The organism is Flavobacterium erigeronis (assembly GCF_054075165.1).
The window spans coordinates 1-2,796 of sequence record NZ_JBSKGP010000020.1; the positions used below are offsets into that span (position 1 = coordinate 1).

Here is a 2,796-nt window from a genome sequence, read left to right on the forward strand (position 1 = left end):
TTATTTATATAGTCGTTAAAATCTACCACTTTTACAATCAATGTTAGAGTTTGTGCAGAACCAGGATTAATAGAAGGTATGGACCAAATTCCTGTTGATGCATTGTAGCTTCCTGATGTAACGGTTGCGCCTACAAATGAATAGCCTTTTGGAAGCACATCTTGAACTTCAACATTTGTCGCTGCGAGACTGCCTAAATTATCTGCTGTAATAGTAAAAGTGACTTCGCTGTTCATCGGCACATCTGTTTTGTCAACAGTTTTATTGATGGCTACATCAGTTGATGGAATATTGATGAATTCTGAATCTTCATCGTCTTCACTCTGGTCTCCTTTATCGTTATTTGGCGTTGAATCAGGATCAAACTGATTGCTAGCGGTAACTTGCGCGATGTTTACATAATCGGTATGTTGCAGTCCGTGAGGATCTCCGACAACTGCTGAGTAGGTCAGGGTGATACCGCCAATAGGAACAGTTAAGCCAGTCCATTTGATGCTGCTCAGACTTAAAATACCGCCATTGCTGATGTTCGAAATGTTTTTGTAGCCAACAGGCATTACATCTTCAATACTTACACCAGTTGCTTCTGCAGGGCCTTCATTGCCAATTTGAAGAGTGAAATTAACAGTTTCGCCAACATTTGCATTCTGATTATTGACTGTTTTGTTGAGGCTTAAATCGGCTACGTTAACATTTATAGTAAGACTGTCATAATCATCTTCTGTAGTGACACCGTTGTTTGGTGTCGAATCTGGATCGGGCAGGTTACTGGCGGTGATTTCTGTAACATTGGTGTATTCTCCGCTTTGACCAGAAGGCGGATTGACACGAACATATACTTGCAATGTCTGTGTAGCGCCAGCGTTTACAATTCCTGTGTTCCAGTTTCCGGTAACAAAGTTGTAAATACCGCTTGTTGCCGTATAGGTAAGATAGGTAAATCCTTTTGGAAGCAGGTCTTTTACCATAACGCCGCTGGCATTTCCTGGCCCATCATTGCTAACGGTTACTTCGAATATAATGTTGGCGCCAACATCAAAAGATGTATTTCCGCTGAGCGTTCTTTTTTCGATAGACAAATCTGCCTGAACAATTACTGGTGTCACAGCAATACTGTCATAATCGTCTTCTGTCGATATACCATTTCCAGGTGTACTGTCTGGATCATGCTGGTCAGATGTCATAATTTCTGCAATGTTTAAATATTCGTTTGCAGCACCTGTTGGTGTTTTAACAAATACATTAAGCAATAATGTATGACTGTTTCCAGGAAGAATAATTCCCGGAGTCCATTCGCCCGTAATTTGATTATAACTTCCAGAAGTAGCATTATAGAATATATAATCATATCCTGGAGGCAAAACATCTTTGATCGTTACGCCTGTGGCAGCGCTCGGACCCGAATTTCGCACCGTAATAGAGAATGATATTGGAGCACCTACATCTGGTGTCAATATATTATTAACGACTTCTTTTTCTAAAGAAAGATCGGCAACAGCCACAACAGGAGTGAGCGTTTCAGAATCCATGTCGTCTTCGCCTGCAATTCCGTTGTTTGGCGTACTGTCTGGATCAGATTGGTCTGAAGAATATACTTCTGCTATATTTTGATAATTTCCTGCCGGATTTACAATCGCTGATACCAATAAAGTTTCCGAATCTCCGGCTAGAATAGTGCCGATATTCCATATTCCCGACGTATTGGCGTAATTTCCAGCGGTTGAGCTGTAAACCAAATAATCATAACCGCTTGGCAGTAAATCCAGTATTTGCACTCCTGTTGCATTTTGTGGGCCATCATTTTTAACTGTAATTTCAAATGTTACTGTGGCGCCAAAAATCGGGCTAAGATTACCGCCAACTAATTCTTTCGTTAAAGATAAATCGGCTTGAGAAGCAACTGGGACTGTTCCCACAGCCGCGTAATCGTCTTCAGTTGTGACACCATTATTTGGAGTCGAATCAGGATCAGGAAGCGTACTTGCCGTTACTTCTGCAATATTGAGATAATTTCCTGTTTCGTTTACAATAGCCGTCAATTGTAAGGTTTGAGAATCGCCGCTTATTAACGAACCAATTGTCCATTTACCGGTTGTACTGTTGTAAGTTCCTTTTGTAGCGGAGAAACTGCTAAAAGTGTAGCCATTTGGAAGAAGATCTGTAACTTCTACACCAGCAGTATTTTCTGGCCCATCATTTTTAATGATAATTTCAAAAGTTACCGGGGTTCCTATTAAAGGCGTCGGATTATTGACTGTTTTAGTCAATGATAAATCAGCAGATTGAACTAAAGGATTGGTTGTTGCCGTATCGTAATCATTTTCACCACTAATTCCATTACCTGTTGTAGAATTTGGATCTGGCAGGGCGCTAGACGTTACTTCAGCAATATTTTCATAGTTTCCTGTCGGATTTACTATTGCTGTAATTTGCAATACGTGGTTGTCGCCATTAGCAAATGAACCGATATTCCAAATTCCTGTTGCTGGGTTGTAACTGCCTTTTGAAGTATTGTAGCTGCTAAAAGTATATCCAGAAGGCAGTAAGTCGGTTACGGTTACACCTGTTGTATTTTGAGGCCCGTAATTTTCAACTATAATTTCAAAAACAACAGTAGAACCAGTTAAAGGGGTTGGATTATTAACGGTTTTTGTTAAAGCCAAATCGGCAGATAATTGGTTTGGAACTGTAGTTGCTGATGCATAATCATTTTCTGTCGTAACTCCGTTATTTGGAGTAGAATTCGGGTCAGGAAGATCGGCTGCTGTAACTTCGGTAGTATTCAAATAATCTCCA

At 40.3% G+C, this 2,796-nt stretch carries 1 pseudogene; it reads right to left on the reverse strand.

What is annotated here, in order from left to right:
- Positions 1-2,796 (reverse strand): annotated as a pseudogene (locus ACWA1F_RS23880) (DUF11 domain-containing protein); the annotation flags it as partial.